The 21,526-nt window shown below is 72.1% G+C and carries 19 protein-coding genes, 1 tRNA gene and 1 pseudogene; 5 read left to right on the top strand and 16 right to left on the bottom strand.

Annotation, left to right across the window (positions count from 1 at the left end):
• Positions 1 to 206 precede the first annotated feature (206 nt).
• The 14 genes from ACZ6S8_RS10030 to ACZ6S8_RS09965 all read right to left on the bottom strand — a co-directional run bounded on the left by ACZ6S8_RS10030 (position 207) and on the right by ACZ6S8_RS09965 (position 13,358).
• Positions 207 to 740 carry a SigE family RNA polymerase sigma factor gene (locus ACZ6S8_RS10030; RefSeq protein ID WP_469454176.1) on the bottom strand — a complete coding sequence of 178 codons (534 nt, stop codon included), beginning with the start codon at positions 738 to 740 and terminating at the stop codon, positions 207 to 209.
• Between the two features lie 135 nt (positions 741 to 875).
• Positions 876 to 2,042, bottom strand: coding sequence for a lipid-transfer protein (locus ACZ6S8_RS10025; RefSeq protein WP_469454174.1), 1,167 nt, complete (start codon positions 2,040 to 2,042; stop codon positions 876 to 878).
• The gene (locus ACZ6S8_RS10020) at positions 2,039 to 2,434 is read right to left on the bottom strand and encodes a MaoC family dehydratase (RefSeq protein WP_469454347.1); all 396 of its coding nucleotides are present in this window, start codon (positions 2,432 to 2,434) and stop codon (positions 2,039 to 2,041) included. The genes ACZ6S8_RS10025 and ACZ6S8_RS10020 overlap by 4 nt, the downstream gene beginning before the upstream one ends.
• 18 nt (positions 2,435 to 2,452) lie before the next feature.
• Complete coding sequence (locus ACZ6S8_RS10015) at positions 2,453 to 3,478, bottom strand: acyl-CoA dehydrogenase family protein (protein ID WP_469454172.1); 1,026 nt, start codon at positions 3,476 to 3,478, stop codon at positions 2,453 to 2,455.
• Positions 3,478 to 4,572 (bottom strand): bifunctional MaoC family dehydratase N-terminal/OB-fold nucleic acid binding domain-containing protein, encoded by a 1,095-nt coding sequence (locus ACZ6S8_RS10010; protein ID WP_469454171.1) that lies wholly within the window; start codon positions 4,570 to 4,572, stop codon positions 3,478 to 3,480. Before ACZ6S8_RS10010 ends, ACZ6S8_RS10015 begins: the two co-directional genes overlap by 1 nt.
• A complete protein-coding gene (locus tag ACZ6S8_RS10005; RefSeq protein ID WP_469454170.1) occupies positions 4,569 to 5,753 on the bottom strand; it encodes an acyl-CoA dehydrogenase family protein in 1,185 nt (394 codons plus the stop codon). The genes ACZ6S8_RS10010 and ACZ6S8_RS10005 overlap by 4 nt, the downstream gene beginning before the upstream one ends.
• A 220-nt stretch (positions 5,754 to 5,973) precedes the next feature.
• The gene (locus ACZ6S8_RS10000) at positions 5,974 to 6,285 is read right to left on the bottom strand and encodes a hypothetical protein (RefSeq protein WP_469454168.1); all 312 of its coding nucleotides are present in this window, start codon (positions 6,283 to 6,285) and stop codon (positions 5,974 to 5,976) included.
• Between the two features lie 723 nt (positions 6,286 to 7,008).
• On the bottom strand, positions 7,009 to 7,428 hold the full coding sequence (locus ACZ6S8_RS09995) for a DUF6344 domain-containing protein (protein WP_469454166.1): 420 nt from the start codon (positions 7,426 to 7,428) through the stop codon (positions 7,009 to 7,011).
• Positions 7,429 to 7,778: 350 nt separating this feature from the next.
• Positions 7,779 to 7,868, bottom strand: a tRNA-Ser gene (locus ACZ6S8_RS09990).
• 50 nt (positions 7,869 to 7,918) lie between these two features.
• Positions 7,919 to 8,890 carry a trypsin-like serine peptidase gene (locus ACZ6S8_RS09985; RefSeq protein ID WP_469454164.1) on the bottom strand — a complete coding sequence of 324 codons (972 nt, stop codon included), beginning with the start codon at positions 8,888 to 8,890 and terminating at the stop codon, positions 7,919 to 7,921.
• A 185-nt stretch (positions 8,891 to 9,075) separates the two neighbouring features.
• Positions 9,076 to 10,125 carry a YeiH family protein gene (locus tag ACZ6S8_RS09980; protein WP_469454162.1) on the bottom strand — a complete coding sequence of 350 codons (1,050 nt, stop codon included), beginning with the start codon at positions 10,123 to 10,125 and terminating at the stop codon, positions 9,076 to 9,078.
• Positions 10,125 to 10,673, bottom strand: a complete 549-nt coding sequence (locus ACZ6S8_RS09975; protein WP_469454160.1) for a cysteine dioxygenase family protein — start codon at positions 10,671 to 10,673, stop codon at positions 10,125 to 10,127. Before ACZ6S8_RS09975 ends, ACZ6S8_RS09980 begins: the two co-directional genes overlap by 1 nt.
• 79 nt (positions 10,674 to 10,752) lie before the next feature.
• Complete coding sequence (locus tag ACZ6S8_RS09970; protein ID WP_469454159.1) at positions 10,753 to 11,658, bottom strand: LysR family transcriptional regulator; 906 nt, start codon at positions 11,656 to 11,658, stop codon at positions 10,753 to 10,755.
• Between the two features lie 122 nt (positions 11,659 to 11,780).
• Entirely contained in the window at positions 11,781 to 13,358 is a 1,578-nt protein-coding gene (locus ACZ6S8_RS09965; RefSeq protein ID WP_469454156.1) for a S1C family serine protease, read from the bottom strand.
• 226 nt (positions 13,359 to 13,584) lie between these two features.
• Here ACZ6S8_RS09965 and ACZ6S8_RS09960 point away from each other — a divergent pair, with 226 nt between their 5' ends.
• The 3 genes and pseudogenes from ACZ6S8_RS09960 to ACZ6S8_RS09950 all read left to right on the top strand — a co-directional run bounded on the left by ACZ6S8_RS09960 (position 13,585) and on the right by ACZ6S8_RS09950 (position 16,257).
• Positions 13,585 to 14,385 carry a glycerophosphodiester phosphodiesterase gene (locus ACZ6S8_RS09960; protein WP_469454155.1) on the top strand — a complete coding sequence of 267 codons (801 nt, stop codon included), beginning with the start codon at positions 13,585 to 13,587 and terminating at the stop codon, positions 14,383 to 14,385.
• 85 nt (positions 14,386 to 14,470) lie between these two features.
• Positions 14,471 to 15,111, top strand: a pseudogene (locus tag ACZ6S8_RS09955) (ATP-binding protein).
• Between the two features lie 171 nt (positions 15,112 to 15,282).
• Positions 15,283 to 16,257, top strand: coding sequence for a DUF5926 family protein (locus ACZ6S8_RS09950; protein ID WP_469454153.1), 975 nt, complete (start codon positions 15,283 to 15,285; stop codon positions 16,255 to 16,257).
• 180 nt (positions 16,258 to 16,437) lie between these two features.
• On the opposite strand, the gene ACZ6S8_RS09945 is transcribed toward ACZ6S8_RS09950, so the two are convergent.
• Together ACZ6S8_RS09945 and ACZ6S8_RS09940 are read right to left on the bottom strand one after the other, a co-directional pair.
• Positions 16,438 to 17,007, bottom strand: a complete 570-nt coding sequence (locus ACZ6S8_RS09945; protein ID WP_469454151.1) for a hypothetical protein — start codon at positions 17,005 to 17,007, stop codon at positions 16,438 to 16,440.
• A gap of 110 nt (positions 17,008 to 17,117) precedes the next feature.
• The gene (locus tag ACZ6S8_RS09940; RefSeq protein WP_469454149.1) at positions 17,118 to 17,873 is read right to left on the bottom strand and encodes a bifunctional DNA primase/polymerase; all 756 of its coding nucleotides are present in this window, start codon (positions 17,871 to 17,873) and stop codon (positions 17,118 to 17,120) included.
• Positions 17,874 to 18,354: 481 nt separating this feature from the next.
• On the opposite strand from ACZ6S8_RS09940, the gene ACZ6S8_RS09935 reads away from it, so the two are divergent.
• Positions 18,355 to 19,884, top strand: a complete 1,530-nt coding sequence (locus ACZ6S8_RS09935; protein WP_469454147.1) for a PP2C family protein-serine/threonine phosphatase — start codon at positions 18,355 to 18,357, stop codon at positions 19,882 to 19,884.
• Between the two features lie 92 nt (positions 19,885 to 19,976).
• A complete protein-coding gene (locus ACZ6S8_RS09930; RefSeq protein ID WP_469454146.1) occupies positions 19,977 to 21,443 on the top strand; it encodes an aminopeptidase P family protein in 1,467 nt (488 codons plus the stop codon).
• Positions 21,444 to 21,526: the final 83 nt, after the last annotated feature.

Raw genomic sequence — 21,526 nt, 5'->3', positions numbered from 1 at the left:
GTGAGCGCTGCGGCGCTGCGGCGGCTACGGATGCTGCCGATTCTGCGCACGTACCGGTCGGCATGTCACTACCCGAGAGTAGAAAACGACCCTGATGTTTCACGTGAAACGGCCGCGAGGGTCACGCCGCCGGGCCGCCCGGGCTTTCCTGTTTCACGTGAAACATCGGGGCGGACCGGCACCGCCGGGCCGTACCGGCCTCTGCGTCAGCGCACCGGGGTGATCTCGGGGTCGTCGCGGAGCTTGACGAGCGCACGCGACACCGCGCTCTTGACGGTGCCGACCGACACCCCCAGCAGCTCGGCCGTCTGCACCTCGCTCAGGTCCTCGTAGTACCGAAGGACGACCATGGCCCGCTGGCGGTCCGGCAACCGGGTCACCGCGCGCCACATCGCGTCGCGCAGTGCCTGCGCCTCCGCGGGGTCGGCGGCCGGCGCGACCTCGGTCTCGGGGAGTTCGTCGCACGCGAATTCGTCGACCTTGCGCTTGCGCCACTGGGAGGTCCGGGTGTTGACCAGGGCCCGCCGGACGTAGCCGTCCAGGGCGCGGTGGTCCTCGATCCTGTCCCAGGCCACGTACGTCTTCGTGAGGGCCGTCTGGAGCAGGTCCTCGGCGTCGCACGGGTTCGCGGTGAGGGAGCGCGCAGTGCGCATCAGGACCGTGCCGCGGGTCCGGACGTACGCCGAGAACGACGGGTACGGCGTCGGATTCGAGGCGAGCGTGCACACTGGCGTGGTCATGTCTCCACGCTAGGAGCGCGGGCGTCCCCTGCAATCGGCCGCAGGTGCCGAAGGGGGGTCCACCTCAGGTTGTAGGGGCGGAGCGGCCTCCACCTCCTGAAGGTGGAGGCCGCGGGGGCCCCTGGGGCCGGGATCTCACGCCTCGACGCCGAGGATCAGCCCGGACGTCGGCACCCCCGTACCGGCCGTGACCAGCACGTGTTCCGCCCCCTCGACCTGGTTGACCGACGTGCCCCGCAGTTGACGGACGGCCTCGGCGATGCCGTTCATGCCGTGGAGGTACGCCTCTCCCAGCTGACCGCCGTGGGTGTTGAGCGGCAGCGCGTCGGCAGCGACGAAATCGGCGGCCTCACCTGGCTTGCAGAAGCCGAACTCCTCCAGCTGCATGAGCACGAAGGGGGTGAAGTGGTCGTAGAGGATCCCGACGTCGATGTCCGCCGGACGCAGCCCGCTGGTGCGCCACAGCTGGCGCGCGACGACGTCCATCTCCGGGAGGCCGGTGAGGTCGTCGCGGTAGAACGAGGTCATGGCCTCCTGGCGACGGCCGGCGCCCTGCGCGGCCGCGGTGATCACCGCGGGCGCCTGCCGCAGGTCCCGTGCCCGTTCGGCGGTGGTGACCACGAGGGCCTGGCCCCCGTCCGTCTCCTGGCAGCAGTCGAGCAGCCGCAGCGGCTCCACGATCCAGCGCGAAGCGGCGTGGTCGGCGAGGGTGATGGGCTTGTTGTGGAAGTACGCGGCGGGGTTGTTCGCGGCGTGCCGGCGGTCGGTGACCGCGACGTGCCCGAAGGCCTCCGGGGTGAGGTCGTAGGCGTGCAGGTAGCGCTGGGCGGTCATGGCCACCCAGGAGGCGGGGGTCAGCAGCCCCCACGGCAGGGCCCAGCCGAGGGCCGCGCCCTCCGCCGAGGGTTCGCGCTGCTGCACGCCGGAGCCGAAGCGGCGGCCGGAGCGCTCGTTGAAGGCGCGGTAGCAGACGACGACCTCCGCGACCCCCGTGGCGACCGCGAGGGCGGCCTGCTGGACGGTGGCGCAGGCCGCGCCGCCGCCGTAGTGGATGCGGGAGAAGAAGGACAGGTCCCCGATGCCGGCCGCCTGTGCGACGGTGATCTCGGGGCTGGTGTCCATGGTGAAGGTGACCATGCCGTCGACGTCGGCGGGGGAGAGCCCGGCATCGGCGAGCGCCGCGTGCACGGCCTCGACGGCGAGGGTGAGCTCGCTGCGGCCCGAGTCCTTGGAGAACTCGGTCGCCCCGATCCCGGCGATGGCGGCGCGGCCGCCGAGCTCGTCGCGGTTCCGGACGCTCATGCCGCACCCCCTCCGGCCAGGGTCACGGTGACCGTGCCGGTGACGTGGTGGCCGATGCCGTTGGCACCGAGGACGCGGATTTCGGCGGTGTTCCCGTCGAGGGCCGTGACGGTGCCGGTGAGGGTCATGGTGTCGCCCGGGTAGTTGGGGGCGCCGAGCCGGATGGCCACCTTGCGCAGGACGGCACGCGGGCCGAGGTGATCGGTGATGTAGCGGCCGACCAGTCCGTTCGTGGTCAGGATGTTCATGAAGATGTCCGGGGAGCCCTTCTCCCGCGCCAGTTCCGCGTCGTGGTGCACGTCCTGGTAGTCGCGGGACGCGATCGCACCCGAAACGATCAGGGTCCGCGTGACGGGGACCACCAGGGGCGGCAGTTCCGCACCGACCCGTATCGCGCCGACTGTCATGTCTCAGCCCTCCTGCGCCAGTACGGCGCCCAGTTCGGCCAGCAGTTCGCTGCCACAGCCCAGGTACGCGTCCAGCTGGCGCCCCCACAGGAAGTGGCGGTGGACGGGGTGCTCCAGGTCGGCGCCCATCCCGCCGTGCAGGTGCTGGCCGGCGTGCACGACCCGCTTGCCCGCCTCGGAAGCCCACCAGGCCGCCGTCAGGACGTGTTCGCGCGCGGGCAGGCCCCGGTCGATGCGCCAGGCCGCCTCGTAGGCGGTGACCCTGATCGCCTCGGTGTCCATGTACGCGTCGGCGGCGCGGAGCATGACCCCCTGGTTGGTGGAGAGCGGCCTGCCGAACTGCTCGCGGGTCCCGGTGTACTCCACGGCGCGGGCGAGCGAGCCCGCGCACACGCCCGCCTGGAGTCCGGCGAAGGCGGTGCGGGCGGCGCCAAGCACCTCCGCGTAGGCGCCCGCCGCGCCGATCCGTTCGGCCTCCGCTCCGGCCAGCGTCAGCCGACCCGCCGACCAGGGGGCGGTGGTCTCCACCGGGGAGGTCCGTACGCCCGGTGCGTCGGTCCGTACGAGCCACAGGTCCCGGTCCGCGTCCGGGACCAGTACGTGCGTGGCCTCGCGCAGCCAGGGCACGGCGGGTGCGCTGCCGAAGAGGCGGCCGCCCTCGGCGGTGATCCGGCCGCGGGCCGGGAAGGCACCGGTGGCGACGGCCTCGCCGGTGGCCAGGGCGGGCAGCAGGCGGGCCCGCTGTCCGGCGGTACCGTGCGCGGCGACCGGGAGCACGCCGTACGCGCACGTGGCGGCGTACGGAACCTGAGCGGTGGTGCGGCCCTGTTCTTCCAGCAGCAGGACCAGGCCGAGGAGGCCGACGTCCTCGACGGCCCCGATCAGGCCGGCCGCGGTGAGGGCCTTCCACAGCTCGGCGTCGCTGCCGCTGCCGGCGGCCGCGAGACGTTCGTGGGTGGCGAGGTCGCCGAAGATCCGGGCGGCGAGCCCGGCCGCCGCGGCCTGCTCTTCGGTGGGGTGGAAGTCCATCAGCCCTCGCTCCCGTGGAAGACGGGGAGTTCCAGTTCGTCGTCGACGCGCAGGAACTCCAGCTGGACCGGCAGGCCGATGCGGACCTTGTCGTGGGGGACGCCGGTGATGTTGCTGATCATGCGGACGCCCTCGGCGAGCTCGACGAGGGCGACCGCGTACGGTCCGCCCGCGGCCGCGGGATCCTCGTGCGCGGTGAAGGCCGGGAAGGGCGGGTGGTGCATCACCACGTAGCTGAAGACGGTGCCCGCTCCGGAGGCCGCGACGGTGTCCCAGTGGAGCGAGGCGCAGGAGTTGCAGCCGGGGAGCCACGGGAAGCGCAGGGTGGCGCAGGCGGTGCAGCGCTGGATCAGCAGCCGGTGCTCCCGTACCCCGTCCCAGAAGCCCTGGTTGTCGCGGTTGACCACCGGGCGGGGGCGCCGCGGGGCGGGCTTCGCCGGCTGGGCGGACTGCACGGCCGCGGGCGCGGGCGCGGCTGCGAGTGCCCTGGTGGCCGGCCGGGCGGGGGCGTACTTGAGGATGCGGAAGCGGTGCGTCCCGGCGAGTTCGCCGTCCGCCCGGACGTCCGTGCGCGTGGTCACGAAGTGCCCGGTTCCCAGCTTGGTCGTCTTGCGGGGCGATACGGACTCGATGACGGCGTCGAAGGTGACCTCCTGTCCCGGCCGGAGGGGGCGCAGGTACTCCTGCTCGCAGTCGGTGGCCACCACGGAGGTGAAGCCGCTCCCCTCCAGCAGCGCGAAGAGCTCGTCGTAGGCACCGGAGCGGTCGCCGTGCCCGGAGAGCCCGCCCATCGTCCAGGCCTGGAGCATGGTCGGAGGGGCGATGGCGTCCGGCCCGCCGTACGCCGGGTTGGCGTCCCCCATCGCCTCGCACCAGTGGCGGATCATCGGTGCATTGACGGGGTCCTTGCCGCGACCCGCGGTGGCCGCCGGCTGCCCTTCGAAGGCGGCCAGCAGCGCGTGGAACCGCTCTCCAGACTCGGTTTCGGCAGCGGTACCGGAGCCGGCAACCGCAGCGTCCCGCGTCCCTCCGGATCCGGGCCCCGCCGCTCCGGTCCTCCCGGCCCCAGCCCGGCCGGCCGCGTCTGCCGTCATCGCTTCCTCCCCTTCATGCCGAGCCGCATCATGGCGACGATCTCCCGCTGGACCTCGCTGACCCCGCCGCCGAAGGTGTTGATCTGTGCGGCCCGGTTCATTCGCTCCAGCTCGCCTCCCTCGAACGACTCGCTCCCCGGCCCCCGGATCAGCCCCTCCTCGCCCACCACCTCCTGGCACATCCGGTACACCTCGACGGTGGACTCGGTACCGAGGAACTTCACGCCGCTCGCGTCCCCGGGCGCCAGGTCGCCGCCGCCGACGTCCTGGACGAGCCGCCAGTTGAGGAGGCGTACGGCGGCCAGCCGCGCGTGCGCCTCCGCCAGCCGGGACCGCACCCACGGCAGATCGGCGGGCCGTTCCCCGGTGACGGGGTCGGGGTGGCGGGCGTGGGCGAGGGCGGACGCGTAGAAGTCCTCCGCCTGCATGCCGATGGCGGCGAGGGCCACGCGCTCGTGGTTGAGCTGGTTGGTGATCAGTCCCCAGCCGCCGTGCTCGGGCCCGACGAGGTTGCCGCCGGGCACGCGGACGGAGTCGTAGTACGTGGCCGTGGTGGTGAGCCCGCCGACCGTCTCGATGGGGGTCCAGGCGAAGCCGGCAGCCTGCGTGGGCACCAGGATGATCGATATGCCCTTGTGTTTGGGCGCCTGCGGGTCGGTGCGGCAGGCCAGCCAGATCCAGTCCGCGTTCTGGGCGTTCGAGGTGAAGATCTTCTGCCCGTCGATCACCCAGTCCGCATCACCGTCAGGTCTGCCGTCGGGGCGTTCGTCGCGGACGGCACGCGTACGGAGCGAGGCGAGGTCGGTGCCCGCCTCGGGCTCCGAGTAGCCGATGGCGAACACGATCTCCCCCGCGAGGATGCGGGGCAGGAAGTAGTCCTTCTGCTCCGGGGTCCCGTATTTCATCAGGGTCGGCCCGACGGTGTTGAGCGTGACCATGGAGACGGGGGCGCCGGCCCGATAGGCCTCGTCGAAGAAGACGAACTGCTCGTCTGGGCCCCGGCCTTGGCCGCCGTACTCGACGGGCCAGCCGAGGCCCAGCAGCCCGTCGGCGCCGATGCGACGCAGCAGTTCGCGCTGGCGCCCGGGGTCTTCGGGCACCCCGTCGGGCAACAGGTTCTTGAAGTACTCCCGCAGTTCGGCGCGGAGCCGCAACTGGCCTTCGGTCGGGGCGAGGTGCACGGCGCTGGCCTCCCGGCATCACATCATCGAGTAAACCTGACTGTCCGTCAGATTTACCCGTGGTGTCAAGGTCGGAAGAGCGGCGAGGAGTCGGAGGCGGACCCGGAGGCCGGGCGCGGGGCCGGGGCGGACGGCCACGCGCGAGGGCGCCCGCACCACCGGACCCCAGCCGGTCCGGTCGCACGGGCGCCCTCAGCAGTCGGAGCGGCTCAGGCCGCGGTCACCACCAGGGATGGAAGTTGACCGCCACGTTCGAGTTGCTCTGATGGATGGCGGTGAAGGCCGAGCCGTTGACCTGCGCGGTGTTGTTCTGGTTCGACGCGCCGGCACCGGTGGCCACCTGCTGCGAGGTGGAGGAGTTGCCGAGGTTGCTGCCGCCCACGCCGCTGCCGACGATGCCGGCGGCGCTCGCATTCGATCCGTCGTTCGCGAGGGAGCCGTTGTCGGCCGAGGCCACGCCGCCGAAGAGGGCGACGGCGAGGGGGAGAGCGGCGGCAGCGGCGATGACGCGGGCGGTACGGATGCTTGCCATGTCTGAATCCTCCAGAAAACCGAAGTGGGACTTGCCCCAAGGCAGTTGGCCTGCTGCCCCGGTCGTTCGTGTGGGACGACGTCGTGGGACCAGAGTTGCCCACCGAATCCCCGGCGAACCACCCCGGAGCCCCCGATTCCCCCGCAAGTATGACCAACATCGGATAAACCTCATTCACGCCCTCGATGCCCCAGCTCAACGCCCTGGAGCCCGGTGAAACCCTTGCCGCACAAGGGATGAAGCGTTCCGCCAGATCGGCGTGTCCCGGACATGCCGAAAAGGGCCGCGCCGTCCGGGAACCCACCGTCTCCCGGGCATGCGGCCCTGCGATACCAAGCTTCGCGCCCCCTGCGCGCCCCCGGCGCCCGCCGGGGTGATCCATCCGTGCCCCAGTCCTGGGGCACCTCGGCGCGATCCACGGCCACGAGTGACCGGGCTCCAGCGCCTGTTGCCAGTGCCGCTATCTGCTCCCGCTGATGCTGTGGGTGCTGCTACTCCTGCTCACGCACGTCCTCGCGCGCCGGATTCGGCGCGTACTCCTGCTGCCTGTCTGCCTGTCTGTCCGTCTGCCTGCTACCTGCTACCTGCTACCTGCTACCTGCTACCTGCTGATGCTCGTTCACTCTCAGGCTCGCGCCGTACTGTCGCTCGCGTTCCTGCTCGGTGGCGGCGCGTACGCCCGAACCACCGGATCCACTGCCGGCCGGTGTCGGCCACGGGGACCTACGCGGCGAGCGCGAGCGCTTCCCGGGCGGCGCCGGTACGGGATCCGGCTGCGATCGGAGCTCCGGCGGCAAGGGACCCGCCGGGGGTCTGGACCGCAGCGGACGTTCCCGATCCGGCGCCCATGGCGGCGGCGGTGGTGGAGCGGCGGACGGACGGGGTCTTGCCGTGCGCCTCGGCGCGGATCCGCTGCTTGATGGTGGGCGGGAGCGAACCGCCCCGCATCATCGCCCGCCAGGTCCGCCGGGCCGTCACCGCCGTCCGGCGCTCGGTGGCGGCCGTGGTGGCCGGCACGGCGGGGGCGGAGACGCCGGCGACCGCCGGGGCCGCCTTTCCGCCGAGGCCGAGGGACGCGAGGAGTGCCACGAGTGCGGCGAGGACGGCGGTCCAGATCGAGGTGACGGTGCTGCGGTGAGCCATGACGGGTGCCTCATTTCGCGATGTTCTGACGGGCGGATCTGAATACATTCGTCATGATGTGGCCGCAACCGCACGACCCCCACGACGCGCGCCGATCTTCCGACAAACACCACTCAAAAGGCCCAAGGGGGCTTTCGCGGCCCCCCGGGCCAGGCGCCCCGTCCGCCCGCCCCACCGACTTGCGGGCATGGTGACCCGGCAGTACCGAGGCCCTCGGAGGCACCGTTTTCACCGGGGGATCCGCCCACCCCGCCGTGCGACCGGCAGGACGCCACGGAGCCGCCGGGGCACACGCCAAAGGGCGTGACCCCGATCGGGATCACGCCCTCTGACCTGCTACTTCACTCACCTGGCGGTGGGTGTGGGATTTGAACCCACGGTGACATCGCTGCCACGACGGTTTTCAAGACCGTTCCCTTAGGCCGCTCGGGCAACCCACCTGGCCGGTACAGAGTACCGGGCTGTGGAGGACGCCGGGGCGGCTGCGGAATCAGGCGGTCTGGGCCTTGTCGTAGGCCGCCTTGGCCTCGTTGCCGAAGTACGGGCCGTACATGCGGTTCGGCAGGAAGGTGTAGCCGAAGCTGTTCACCGAGACCTGGGTGCCCAGGCCGGTCGCCTCGTCGAAGTCCTGGAACCAGGGGCCGCCGCTGGAGCCGCCCGTCATGTTGCAGGCCAGGCCGTGGTCCTTCGTCAGGAGGAAGTCCTTGCCGCTGTTGCCGCTGCAGTAGACGAGCTTCGTGCCGTCGTACGGGGCCGCGGCCGGGAAGCCGAAGGCGTACATCCTCTTGTTGTAGCCGCCGTTGAAGAGGATGCCCTGTGCCCCCACGGCCTGGGTGAGGGTCTGGCCGTTCAGCGGGGCGACGACGGCGAGGCCGACGTCCATGTTCATGTCCTCGCTCGCGGCCCACTGGTCGGTGGCGAACGTCTTGGTCGCCGACCACTGGCCGTAGGGCGCAGCGCCGTTGTTGTAGGCGGGAACGAAGACCCAGTTCGTGTGCCAGGCCCCCTGGTACTTCACGCAGTGGCCGGCCGTGATGACCGTGCTGCCGTTGGCACTGGTGATCGAGCCGCCGGAGCAGGAGGCGGTCCGGCTCCCCATCGTGAAGAAGACCCGGCCCGAGGTCTTCACGACCGCGCCGCCACTCGTCCAGGCACCTCCCGCCTGCGGGAAGGCGGTGGGGGAGACCGTGCGGGACCCGGCGGACGCGGCCGTCGGCGCGATGGCCGTGGGACGGGCCCCGGCCGAGGCGACGGGGACACGGGACGGGCCGGGAACCGCCGTGATGTCGAGCGCGGCCGCCCCGCGCATGCGCTCGGCGGTCCAGAAGCCCGGCGTGTGCTGCTGGGAGGACGCGGAAACGGGGGTGTCTGCGGCGGCCACGGGGGCCGCGGCGGTCAGGGCGCCCGCGATCAGGGCCCCCGCAGATAAGACGACGGACAAGACGGTGCGATGACGATTCACGCAGGACTCCTTCTGCCGTGCCCGGACCGGGGCAGGGTGGGGGTGAAGAACGGTCGGTGCGGATCGGCTCTGCGCGGTGCGGCTTGCCGGGGCAGAGTGGCACGGCCGCGCGTCGATGTCAGGAGGCAGTCGGACCGTTCGGTCGGTTCTGGCCACCGATTGGCCAACTCCGTGCCGCGCAAGGGTCATAGGGTCAGCAGTACGCCCACGTACGAGGCCCCGGCCACCACCACCCAGGCTCCGAGCCCCAGAGCCGCCGCCCGCCCCCCGGTACGGGCCAGGGTCGGCAGGTGCACCGCGCTCCCCAGCCCGAACAGGGCTGCCGCCAGCAGCGCCTCCTGCGCGGTGTGCGCCCACTCCAGGGCCGCGTCGGGCAGCGCCCCGGTGGCCCGCAGCGCGGCCGCCGCCAGGAACCCGGCCACGAACAGCGGTACGGGAGCCGGCCGACGCCCCGAAGCGGTGCGGATCCCGCGCCGCCGGGCCCGTACGGAGAAGGCCACGGCCGCCACCAGCGGAGCCAGCAGCGCCACCCGCATCAGCTTGACGAGGACCGCCTCGCCGAGCGCACCGGGGCCGGCGGTCTGCGCGGTCGCCACCACCTGGCCGACGTCGTGGACGCTCGCCCCCACCCAGCGCCCGAAGGCGGGATCGGACAGCCCGAGCGGGCTCTGGAGCAGCGGCAGGACCGCGATGGCCAGGGTGCCGCACAGGGTCACCAGCGCCACCGAGGCGGCCACGTCCTCCTCGTCGCTGCCCGACACCTCGCTGACCGCACCGATCGCCGAGGCTCCGCATATCGAGTATCCGGTGGCGATCAACAGCGGCTGGTCGCCCGGGAGTCCGAGTCGTCGGCCCAGCCAGAGCGTGCCGAAGAAGGTGGCCGCGACCACCCCGGCGACCATGGCCACCGTGGCCCACCCCAGCCGCAGCACCTGGTCGAAGCCCAGTCCGAGGCCGAGCAGGACGATGCCGATCCGCATGAGCCGTCGGCCGGCCAGCGAGAGCCCCGGGCGGGCGGATCCCCGCACGAAGCCCCGCAGGCCCGGCAGGTGCGCGGCAGCGATGCCCAGCACCACGGCGGCGGTGAGCATCGGCACCGCGGGCAGCACCCGGTGAAGGGCCCAAGCCGCCAGCGCACCGCCGGCGGCTGCCGCCAGGCCGGTCCAGGGGCCCGGTGTTTCACGTGAAACAGTGCGGGCCGCCGGCGCCCCCTGGGGGCGGTGGAGGAGCGCCATCAGTCGACGGGAAGCGTGTAGGAGCGGCGGATGCTGGTGCCCAGGCGGGACACGTCGGCGCCGTACACGTGGAGGGATATCGCCTTGGTGGAACAGGAGTTGCGGACCTGGTGGATGTCACCGGGCGGGGCGAAACCGCACACCTCGCCCGGCCCGTTGACCACGTCCTCCGTGGCCACCAGCCGGGCCGTTCCGACGCCGGGCGCCAGCCGGTAGCGTCGCTCGCTCTCCTCGCCCTGGTGCACGCCGGCCACGCACCACGACACGTGGTCGTGGATGCAGGTCTCCTGGCCGGGCAGCCACACCAGGGCCACCACCGAGAAGCTGCCGTCGGACTCGGCGTGCAGGATGTGCTGCCGGTACCGGTCCGGGGAGCCTTCGCTCTGGGCCGGGGTCAAGAGGTCGGGAGCGCCCAGGTGCGGTGCGAGGCGTTCACCGACCAGGTACGCGGTCAGGTCGGGGGCCAGGCCGCGGTCCACGACCGTGCGGATCTCACTGACGAGGGCGGCCATCCTCGTGGTGGGAGGGGCCGGCGTGGTGGTGGTCATGTCGGCAGGGTCCTGCGGACGTCCCATCACGTCCAACGACAGTTGTGACCCGAAAACCCAAGCACCGCTTATGGGTTGGTCAGCATCCGACCCTGTTCGCCGCGACCCGCTTCAACGCGTCGAGCACCACCGCGGTCGCCGGGACGCGCAGGTGGTCCCGGTAGACGTAGGCGGCGATGTGGCGGCGGGCAGCGGGCTGGAGCGCCCGCCCGCAGACCCGGTTGAGGGACAGCGAGGGGAGCACCAGCGCGGGCATCATCGCCACGCCCAGCCCCTGCGCCACCAGGCTCTGCACCACCAGGTTGTCGTCGGTCGCGAAGCGGATGTCGGGTACGAAGCCCAGCTCGGCGCACTCGTGCAGCAGGTTCGCCCGACAGCGCGGGCAGCCCGCGATCCACCGTTCCCCGGCGAGGTCGGCCAGGTGCACGGCGCGCCGCCGGGCCAGTGGGTGGCCGGTCGGGAGCAGGACCGTCAGCTGGTCCTCCAGCAGCCTGACCTCGGCGACCTCGTCCGGGATCTCCTCGTGCAGCCCCGGATAGGTGAAGGCCAGCGTGATGTCGCACTCCCCGCGCTCCAGCCTGCGCAGGGAGTCCGGTGGCTCTCCCTCCAGTAGTTCCACCTGGATGCCGGGATGGTCCTTGTCCAGGCCGCTCAGCGCCTCGGGAACCAGAGTGGCGTTGGCGCTGGGGAACCCGCACAGCCGGACCCGGCCGGTGCGCAGGCGGGCGTACGCCTTCAGCTGCGCCTCGGCCGCGGAGAGGCTGCCGAGGATGCTCACGGCGTGCCGGGACAGGGACTCCCCCGCCTCGGTGAGCTGCATGCGGCGGCCGACCCGGGTGAACAGCGGGGTGCCGACGGCACGTTCGAGCGCCTTCATCTGCTGGGTGATGGCGGGTTGGGTGTACCCCAGGACGCGGGCAGCCGCCGAATAGGACCCGGAGGCCACGACCGTGTGGAACGTCCTTATGTGCCGGGAATCGAACACGAGCGAAGCATAAGCGGACGTTGGGAGGGGCCGCAGGCGGAATCCCGCTTGCGGCCCCTCCCAACGCGCCACCGTCAGCTCCCGCCGACGGCCGCTGGTCCCCTGGTTGTTCGTCCCGCCGGCTACTTGTCCCCGACCCGCGAGCCGAGCGTGATGTCGACCGTGCTGGGCTTGCCGTCGCGCTGGTAGGTCAGCTTCACCGTGTCGCCGGGCTTGTAGGTCCAGATCATGCTGATGAGCGTCGGGCCGCTGTCGACCGGCTTGCCGCCGAACTCCGTGATCAGGTCGCCGGGCTTGAGGCCTGCCTTGCCGGCCGGGCCGTTCGGGTCGACCAGGTCGTTGGCGGGCGCACCCTGCTCGGAGATCTTGGCGCCCGCGGTCTTGGCCTGGAGGTCCACGGAGACCGAGATCACCGGGTACACCGGCTTGCCCGTCTTGATCAGCGACTCGGCGACGTTCTTCGCCTGGTTGATCGGGATGGCGAAGCCGAGGCCGATCGAGCCGGCCTGACCTCCGCCGAAGCCGCCGTTGCCGGCCGACTGGATGGCGGAGTTGATGCCGATGACCGCGCCGCGTCCGTCGAGGAGCGGGCCGCCGGAGTTGCCCGGGTTGATCGAGGCGTCCGTCTGCAGGGCGCTCATGTAGGAGTTCTTGCTCCCGGAGCCGTCACCCGAGGCGACCGGGCGGTTCTTGGCGCTGACGATGCCGGTGGTGACCGTGTTCGACAGGCCGAAGGGGGCGCCGATCGCGATGGTGGAGTCGCCGACCGCCACCTTCTCGGAGTCGCCGAGCGGCAGCGGCTTGAGGCCGGCCGGCGGGTTCTTCAGCTTGAGCACCGCCACGTCGTAGCCCTGGGCGCGGCCCACGACCTCGGCCTCGTACTTCTTGCCGTCGGAGAAGGTGGCGGAGAGCTTGCCGCCGTTCGCGGCGGAGGCCACGACGTGGTTGTTGGTGAGGATGTGGCCCTGCTGGTCGTAGACGAAGCCGGTTCCGGTGCCGCCCTCGCCGTCGCCGGCCGAGGCCTCGATGGTCACCACGCTGGGCAGCGCGCCGGATGCCAGCCCCGCGATCGAGCCCGCCTCGCGCTTGAGGTCCTTGGGGGTGTTGCCCGCGCTGATCGTGGTCGAGCCGGTGCCGTTGTTGCTCCGGTCGGCCGCCCAGTAGCCGACGCCACCGCCGATGCCGCCCGCGAGCAGGGCCGCGACGAGGACGCCGGCGATCAGGCCGCCCTTGCCCTTCGGCTTGGGCGGCGGAGTGCCGTCGACGCCCAGCGGGGCGCCCCAGCCCCCACCGTGGCCGCCACCGCTGTAGGCCGGGACGGTGGGCGGCGGGGGCGGCCATCCCTCGGCGCCGTGCGCGGCCGGGCCGGGGCCCTGGCCGTACGCCGGACCCTGGTCGTGCGGTCCCTGGGCGTACCCGTGGTTCTGGCCCTGGGGGGCCTGGTCGTACGCGGGAGCCGGCGGCTGGCCGTACGCCGGGGCGGGGTGCGCCGGGGCGGGCGGGATCTGCTGCGTCGGCTCGGTCCCCGGCGGGGTCGTCGGCGGAAGCTGCTGGGTCACCGGCTCGGAGACGGGCGGAACCGGCGCCGAAGCGGGCTGCGGCGCCGGGGCCGCAGCCTGCGTCTCGGAGGCCGGAGCAGGTGGTACGGACGGGGCCGCGGGGTGCTGGGGGGCCGCGGTGCCCTCGTTCTCGTTGCTCACAGCGCTCTCTCCTCGTCACACACGGCTTCGGCAATCTCTGGCGATATCGGTCCGACTGAACGTTCGACGTGCCGTACAAGTTCCTGGGCAAAGCCTTTCCCATGACCCGTCAGAGCACTGTAAGCCGGACCTGTGAGTCTCCCCGCATTCTTTATATCTGACATTTCGGACGCCCGACAGGACCCGGTCCCGCCACCCCGCGCCCGCTCGATGGCACCATGACCCGGTGACCCACGCAACGCCGCTCCCCATCCAGGTCGTCGCCCACCGCGGCGCCTCGGAGGACGCCCCCGAGCACACCCTGGCCGCCTACCGCAGGGCCATCGAGGACGGCGCCGACGCCCTCGAATGCGACGTACGGCTCACCGCCGACGGCCATCTGGTCCTGGTCCACGACCGCCGGGTGAACCGCACGTCCAACGGCCGCGGCGCCGTCTCGGCCCTGGAGCTGGCCGATCTCGCCGCACTCGACTTCGGCTCGTGGAAGGACCGCGAGGAGTCCCCGGACTGGGACTCCGACCCCGAGCGGACCTCGGTCCTCACGCTGGAGCGCCTCCTGGAGCTGGTCTCCGACGCAGGGCGCCCGGTCCAGCTGGCGATCGAGACGAAGCACCCGACCCGCTGGGCCGGACAGGTGGAGGAGCGGCTCCTCTTCCTCCTCAAGCGCTTCGGCCTGGACGCCCCGCCCGCCGCGGGCCCGCACCCGGTCCGGGTCATGAGCTTCTCCGCGCGCTCCCTCCACCGGGTGCGGGCGGCCGCTCCCACCGTTCCGACGGTGTACCTGATGCAGTTCATCTCGCCCCGCATGCGGGACGGGCGGCTGCCCGACGGCGTGCAGATCGCCGGCCCAGGGATGCGGATCGTGCGCAACCATCCCGCCTTCATCCGCAAGCTTCAGGCCGCGGGGCACTCCGTTCACGTGTGGACGGTGAACGATCCGGAAGACGTTCGGCTGTGCGCTGATCTGGGTGTGGAAGCAATCATCACGAACAGGCCCCGACAGGTTCTGTCACAGCTGGGACGCTGACGTCCCGTTTTGCACCCCTGTCCCCACCAGCACTTCGATCACAGGGAGTGCACCGGCGCATCCGCTCCGCATTCGACCGCCGTGAGTGCGTCAGAGGCCTCCGCTACGGCGGTTTCCGGTCCAGGCCAATGGGGCATCCAGACCATGCGTGGGGCTAAGGAGGTTCCGGGGGTGGCGTTGGTGGTGGCACAAGAAGTGCCCACGTCGTCGTGCATGGTCGTACGCCATGGCCCTGCTGGCGTGGGCGAGGCGAGGCACCGGATGCGCGAGGAATTGCGCCTCTGCGGGGTGTCCGAATCGGTCGTGGACGATGTCGTACTGATCCTTTCCGAACTGCTCAGCAACGCCTGTCGACACGGCAGGCCGCTGGGCTCGCGGGAGATCGGCGACGGGGAGATACGCGCCGCATGGCGCATCGACGGGACGGGCCGGCTGACGGTCGAGGTCACGGACGGGGGCGGGCCCACTCGCCCCATCCCGGCCACACCCTCGGTCACCGCCCGCGGCGGACGGGGGCTGAACATCATCAGCGCCCTGGCACAGACCTGGGGTGTCCGGGACGGAGCGGCGGGTGAGGTCACCGTCTGGGTGGTCGTTGCCTGTGGGGCCCGGCACGACGATTTCGCTACGCGCGTTGCGCCCCCGGCGATCGACTTCGGCACGGCCTTCGGCGAGCTCGACTCCCTGACGGCGGACCCGGAACCGACAACAACCGACCGCAGCTGACATCAACCCGCACCCGAAGGCGCGGAGAACGGAACGGCCCTCGACAGAAGCGGCCGTCAGGGAGCGCATGCCGACCGCGCTCCCGGCCGCACCCACCGGTTCCGGCGGTACGAACGGCTAGGCTCGCGCCCAGACACGACGCCGTACCGCCGCAACCGGGAGACACCCACGATGGCCAAGAAGCGCCCCGCAGCCAAGACTGCAAAGCCGCAGCTCAACAATGGTGAGATCCCGGTGGTGGGCGCTCGCGAGCCCTGCCCCTGCGGATCCGGGCGCCGCTACAAGGCGTGTCACGGCGCAGCCGCCGCGCACGCCGTCACCGAGCACGTGCAGCGCCCCTTCGAGGGCCTGCCGGGCGAGTGCGACTGGGTCGCGCTGCGCGAGCTCGTTCCCGCGGCCACCGTGCCGCTCACCCTCAAGGCCGGTCTGCCCGAGGGCGTTCCGTCCGTCACGCTGGTGACCGTACTGCCCCTGGCGTGGCCGGCGCTGCGCCGCGAGGACGGGTCCGTACTGCTGGGCCTGCAGAACGAATCCTCCACCGGGGACCTCGGGCGCGACATGGCCGACACCCTGGAGCGCGCGCTCGCCGCGGAACCGGGTACTCCCGTTCCGGCCCGCCGGGTTCCTGCAGAGGGCCCGCGACTTCAGGACCTCCTGGACGCCGACGGCGGTTTCGAGCCGGTTGTCCACAGCGGATTCGAATTCTGGATTCCGGAATCGGAGAGCGCGCAGAGCGCCTCCCCGGAGATCGCCGCCTCCCTGGAGCGCGCGAACGCGGCGGCCATTCCGACCGTCAAGCTGGCCGGCGTGGACGCGGCCTACTGGTGCGAGACCCCGGACAAGAACCACCTGCGCTGGGTCATGCCGCACCCCGAGGAGAAGCTCCTCGACGCACTCGCGCGCCTGCACGCCGCCGGCACCTCCTCGCTGGGCGAAGGCACCCGGCTGGTCGGTTCCTTCCGCGCGCACGGCCTGATGGTCCCGGTCTGGGACCTGCCCACCGGCGTGACGGCCGACGACGTCGAGAAGCCCGCCGCCGAGCTCGCCGAGCGACTCGCCACGGCCCTGGCCACGGACACCCCGCTGACCACCGAGGAGCGCCGGGCGCGCGGCGGGCTCACCAACCGCCAGGTGACCCTCAGCTGACCCCGGGAGCCCTGCGGGACCGGTGACCGGAGTCACAACTCCCGCTAATCGTCTGCAAATCGCTGTCTGAATATCAGAGATCGAATTTGCGAACAGGCGATCTCTTGTTACCGTTCTTGTAGCCCGGTCGCTGGTGCATCCCCCGTCGCCAGCGACCGGGCGCTTGATTTTCGGCGGTTCTCAACCGTCTGACGGTGCCGGTGAGTTGCTCCCGGACCGCAGCAGCAACGCGCCTTCATCATCCGGAACTGCAAACTCCGCTACGGCCGAGTAGCTTTCCGGCGTCCCGGCGGAGTCGTCCCTCGGTGTCTCGCACAGCCCGGGCTCGTCTCCCGCCCCGACCGCGCACCGGATCTGCACCGTTCGCCCGGCCGGACCCATCACGGTGAGCACGGCGTCGAGCGCGCGACCACTCGTGTTGCGGTAGTAACTGCGGCCCCACGTACGCCCTTCGCCGACAAGTACGCAGGTCTGCGCCTCCACGCCGTGGGGCGAGGACACCTCGGGCCCGCAGCGGGAGTCCGTACGGGGCTGCTCGGCCGGCCCGGGACGCCCCCCGCCGTACGAGGCAGGTCCCGAGGACGGCGCGGACGCGGTGCGCGGGGGGCCCGAGAGCCCGAGCGTCGAGAGCAGACCGCCGCCTTTCCCGTCGTCCTGACCGGCGATATCCGGGCCCGCGATCGCACCGGCGAGCGGGAGCGACAGGATGATCAGCACACCGGCGCCGATACCGATCAGGCGGAGATTCATTCGCCGAAGATAGCGATCCGGGAATGGGGCGCGGAGAGCCCCGCGCCCAATTCCCGTGCAAACTCGTTCCGCTGGCACCCGTACGAGTGATCCGCCCGATCCCGGACGGGTCAGTACGCGAGCCTGCTGCCGCCGCCCGGAGCGCTGCTGCTCGCCTCGACCAACGCATCCACGACGGCCTCGATCTCGGGCAGCCAGGGGGTCCGCGCCGCACCCTCCGCCGCTGGGGCGCGCGTCAGCCGGGGCCGGGCCCGGGGCTGCGGCTCCGGGCGCGGTTCCCGCTCCCAGCGGACCTGGCCGCCGCCGGACGCGACCGAGGGCGGCAGCAGCACGTAGCCCCCCTCGCCGTGGAAGCGCAGCGAGGACGGCACGTGGTCCTTCGCGTAGAGCAGTTCGCCGAGCCGCTCCAGGGAGTACGGCGCCACCAGCAGCGACCACCGGGTGGGCGAGGCCACCACCGGCCCGAGCCGCAGACCCTGCGCGTCCAGCCGTACGAGGGCCTGCGCGCCGGCGGCCGCGGGCAGGCTCACGGCGCACGGGGCGGTCCCCCCGGTGGCCAGCAGCACGGGGGCGGCGGGCCGGTTGGTCCACCACCAGGTGATCATCCGGGGGTCGGTGGTGGCGGCGAGCAGCCCCGGGTCGAAGGGGTGCGCGCCGGGAACGACGCAATCGGGGTCGGGGCAGGCACACCGCGATCCGTCCGCGGCCGACCGGCCGATGCCGGGCAGGACGGGCCACTGCCACGTGGTGGCGCAGTGCAGCGCGGCGCCGAGGAGATCCGGCGCGCCACCGCGCCCAGGGGCCGGACGCAGGGATGGAAACCGATCGCGGAGCCGCTGGAGACGCCTTCCGAGGATCTCGCGCATGAGCGCTCGTTCCTTTCCGTTGAACGCCGAGGGCCACATGACACCATGTAACCGATGTCTCACCGCACGTACATGTTTCGCGTCACTGTCCGCACCGTTCACCAGAAGCGGGTTCGCACTGCTCGCACCGTTCGCGCAGTTTCCTCGTGGTCCGCCGAACGTCCGACGGGGGCGGAGCGCGCGCCCCACACCGGTACCCAGACCGGCTGCCGCCGTTAAGGACGACGGCCCGCGCCGGGCGGTTCCCGACACCCGCCGGGGCGTCGCCACGAAGGTGCCGCGACGCTGCCTGATGACCGACGGATGGCCGTCGGGAGGCGTCAACTGGCCCCGGGCGCTGCCGAGTACGTACCCGGGCCCCCGGTGGAGCTCGCCCAGTCGACCGCAAAAACCGTCGGGTTCCATCTTTTTCCGGCCAAGTTCTAGCCTTGGCTCGACCGTGAGTTGCCGTTCCGCGAACACCAGAATTGGCACCTGGGCAATGCTGGACATGCATCCACGTGTGCGTGTAGATGTGGATTCCTTGAAGGCGGCGCAGCACGATCTGGGGGTTTGCGATGCTATATGGCGAATCGCACCAGGTGGAAAGGCGGACGCCATGAGCGCCCCGCATCTGCCGAAAGTGGCTGGAATCGATCCGGCAGTTACGGCGTCACCGCACACTGCGGCGCCCGCACCCGCTCGGAGCGCACCCGCGGCAGTGCCCGCGCCCGCCCCGGGCAGCCTCATCCAGGACCGGCTCGCGGGCATGGTCTCGGACCTCACCACCCTCCACGAGCTCACCGAGCGCCTGGCCCGCGCCAACGACCTCGACTCCTCCCTCCGCGAGTTCCTGCGCGCCGGGGCCGCCCTCGTCGGCGCCCGCCGCGGCCTGATCGTCCTGGAGCCCTCCGACGGGCTGGGCCCCACCGCGACGATCGGCCTCGGGCTCGGCCACGCCGACCTCGGTCACATCGAGACGGTGCCGCGCAGCGCGACCTCGTACGGCCGCATCCTCGACGGGCTCCCGGACGCCGAGGGCGGTTCCGAGGTGCTCCCCGAGCCGGGTGCGCCCGCCGGCACCGGCGGCTTCGCCGCCCCCGTCGACCCCCGACACCGCGAAGTCGCCGCCCGCCTCGGGTACGCCGCCAGCTACGCGCTGCCGCTCGCCGCCGAGGCCACGGGCCGGCTCGGCGCCGCCGTGTGGCTCTACGACGAGCAGGCCGAGCCGAGCGACCGCCAGCGCGACCTCGCCGGACTGTACGTACGGCACGCCGCCGAACACCTGGCCCGGATGCTGGAGGTGGAGCGCTCCCGCTCCAGCCTGGCCACCCTCGCCGAGGAACTCCTGCCCAGCAGGCTGCCGCGGATCCCCGGGGTCCAGCTCGCCGCCCGCCACCACACCGGCCCGCGCGGCGGCGGGGACTGGTACGACGCTCTGCCGCTGCCCGAGGGCGCCCTCGGGCTGGCCGTCGGCTCCGTCACCGGGTCCGGACCCAGCGCCGTCGCCGCGATGGGCCGGCTGCGCGCCTCCCTTCGCGCCTACGCGGTCATGGAGGGCGAGGACCCCGTGGCGGTCCTGTCCGACCTGGAGCTGCTGCTGCGCCTGACCGAGCCCGCGCGCTCGGCCACCGCCCTCTTCGCGTACTGCGAGCCCGCCCAGCGGAAGATCATCCTGGCCGGGGCCGGACACACCCCGCCGCTGCTCATCGGGGAACGGCGCACCGAGTACGTGGAGACCTCGCTCTCCGCGCCGCTCGGGATGCTGTCCTGCTGGGAGGCGCCGAGCGTGGAGATCGAGCCCGCTCCCGGAGAAACGGTGCTGCTCTACACGGACGGCTTGCTGCGCCGCACCGGCGACCCGATGGACCGGGCCTACGCCCGGCTGCACGCGGCCGCCGCCGGGGTTCCCCGGGCCGTTCGGGACGATCCCGCGGCACTCTGCGACCACATCCTGCGGACCGTGCTGCCCGAGCGGGAGCCGGCCGACCTCCCCGAGGACATCGTCCTGCTCGCCGCCCGATTTGAGTGATATGGCACATGCCCTCCGGGCTCCTTCCGCTCACACATACGATGGATGAGGTCCACACCCAGGTCCGTGCCTGTCGTAGCTGAGGAGAAGACGTGGCTGACGAGCTCACCCCGGAGACCCCGGAAGAAGAGCAGCCCAAGAAGAAGCACAAGCAGCGCAAGAACGGTCTGTACCCGGGCGTCAGCGACGAACTTGCCGAGAGCATGCGCACCGGATGGGCCGACACCGAGCTGCACGGCCTGGAGCCGATCCCCCAGGCCGCGCACACCGCCGCGCGCCGGGCCGCGCTGTCCGCGCGCTTCCCGGGCGAGCGCCTCGTCGTCGCCGCGGGTCGCCTGAAGACCCGCTCGAACGACACCGAGTACCCCTTCCGCGCCTCCACCGAGTACGCGTACCTGACCGGCGACCAGACCGAGAACGGCGTCCTGGTCCTGGAGCCCACCGGGGAGAGCGGCCACAGCGCCGCCGTCTACCTGCTGCCCCGCTCCGACCGGGAGAACGGCGAGTTCTGGCTGTCCGGCCAGGGCGAGCTGTGGGTCGGCCGGCGCCACTCCCTCACCGAGGCCGAGCAGCTGCTGGGGATCCCCGCGCAGGACGTCCGCGAGCTCGCCGAGTTCCTCACCGAGGCCGAGGGCCCGGTGCGCCAGGTCCGCGGCCACGACTCCCTCATCGAGTCGGCCCTCACCGACAAGGTGACCAAGGAGCGCGACGAGGAACTGCGCGTCTACCTCTCCGAGGCCCGCGCCGTGAAGGACGACTTCGAGATCGGCGAGCTGCAGAAGGCCGTCGACTCCACCGTCCGCGGCTTCGAGGACGTCGTGAAGGTCCTCGACAAGGCCGAGGCCACGTCCGAGCGCTACATCGAGGGCACCTTCTTCCTCCGCGCGCGCGTCGAGGGCAACGACGTCGGCTACGGCTCCATCTGCGCCGCCGGCCCCCACGCCTGCACCCTGCACTGGGTCCGCAACGACGGCGACGTCCGCTCCGGAGACCTGCTCCTGCTCGACGCCGGCGTGGAGACCCACTCCCTCTACACCGCCGACGTCACGCGCACGCTGCCGATCAACGGTGCGTACACCGACATCCAGCGCCAGGTCTACGACGCGGTCTACGCGTCCCAGGAAGCCGGCATCGCCGCCGTCAAGCCGGGTGCGAAGTTCCGCGACTTCCACGACGCCTCCCAGCACGTGCTGGCCGAGAAGCTCGTCGAGTGGGGTCTGCTGGAGGGCCCGGTCGAGCGCGTCCTGGAACTCGGCCTGCAGCGCCGCTGGACCCTGCACGGCACCGGTCACATGCTCGGCATGGACGTCCACGACTGCGCCGCCGCGCGCACCGAGGCGTACGTCGACGGCACGCTGGAGCCGGGCATGTGCCTGACGGTCGAGCCCGGTCTGTACTTCCAGGCCGACGACCTGACCGTGCCCGAGGAGTACCGCGGCATCGGCGTCCGGATCGAGGACGACATCCTCGTCACCGAGGACGGCAACCGGAACCTGTCGGCCGGGCTGCCCCGGACCTCGGTCGAGGTCGAGGCCTGGATGGCACGCCTCAAGGGCTGATCCCCGGCGGCCGCCGGCGGCTTCGCTGCCGTCGCGACACCCTTCCGGTGGGCGGGACCCCGAACGGGGCCCGCCCATCGGCG

Source organism: Streptomyces sp. NPDC048461, from assembly GCF_055587105.1.
This window is presented reverse-complemented; position numbering and strand designations above follow the sequence as displayed.